The following is a 1,028-nucleotide window of genomic DNA, read 5'->3' on the forward strand; positions in this document are numbered from 1 at the left end:
CTAGGGAGTGTCTGGCGGATCATGGAATCCACGTGAGTAGCGCGGCGAGGTGGAGCGCGCCGGCGTAGTTGCGGGCGTGCTTGTCGTAGCGGGTGGCCAGGCCGCGCCACTGTTTGGCCTGGCAGAAGCCGCGTTCGACGACGTTGCGGCGTGCGTAGCGGGCCTTGTCGAAGCCGACCGGGCGGCCGCCGGCCGAGCCCTTGCGGCGCCGGTTGGCGGCCTGGTCGGCCGGCTGAGCGATGGTGTGGGAGATGCCGCGACGGCGCAGCAGCGCCCGGTTGGCCCGAGAGCTGTAGCCCTTGTCGGCGACCAAGTAGTCCGGGCAGGTCCGCGGCCGCCCCGGTCCGACCCGAGCGACGCTCAATGCCGCCAGGAGCGGGGCGAACATGCTGGTGTCGTTGACGTTGCCGGCGGTCAGCAGCACCACCAGCGCCCGTCCGCGGCCGTCGGTGAGCGCGTGCACCTTGGTCGTCAGCCCGCCGCGGGAACGGCCGATCGCGTGATCGGTCGGCTCGGCCACCGCCGGTTCCTCGCGGCAATCAGTGGCGGTCGGTTGATCGTCCGGGGCGCCGGCCATCCTCCTGGTCGTCGTCGGCGTCGCCGCGCACGGTCGAAGCGTTCCCACCGACCCGTCGGGCGCTGGCGCCGTGCTGATGCACCCGCACCAGCGTGGAATCGGCCGCCACCAGCCAGTCGAGCTCACCCGCGGCGTCGGCGTCGGCCTGAGCCCGAGCCAGCAACTTGGCCCACGTGCCATCGGAGCTCCACCGGGTCAACCGCTCATAGGCGGTCTGCCACGGCCCGAACTGCTCGGGCACCTCCCGCCACGGTGAGCCGGTGCGGTACTTCCAGGCGATCGCCTCGATCACCTGCCGGTGATCGCGCCACCGCCCGCCACGCCGACCGGCCGAGGACGGCAGCAACGGCTCCATCCACGCCCACGCCTCATCGGAGACCACCGCTCGATGCTGTCGCATCGCCCGGAGCCTGCCGATCCGGACCGCCAAGATCCGTCAGACACGCCCTAG

Annotated in this window: 1 pseudogene; it reads right to left on the minus strand. The window is 72.2% G+C overall.

The features are described 5' to 3' along the window. Nucleotides 1–19: 19 nt before the first annotated feature. A pseudogene (locus ACI78S_RS25090) lies at nucleotides 20–977 on the minus strand (IS5 family transposase). Nucleotides 978–1,028 lie beyond the last annotated feature (51 nt).

The sequence above is a fragment of the Geodermatophilus sp. SYSU D00815 genome (assembly GCF_054050035.1).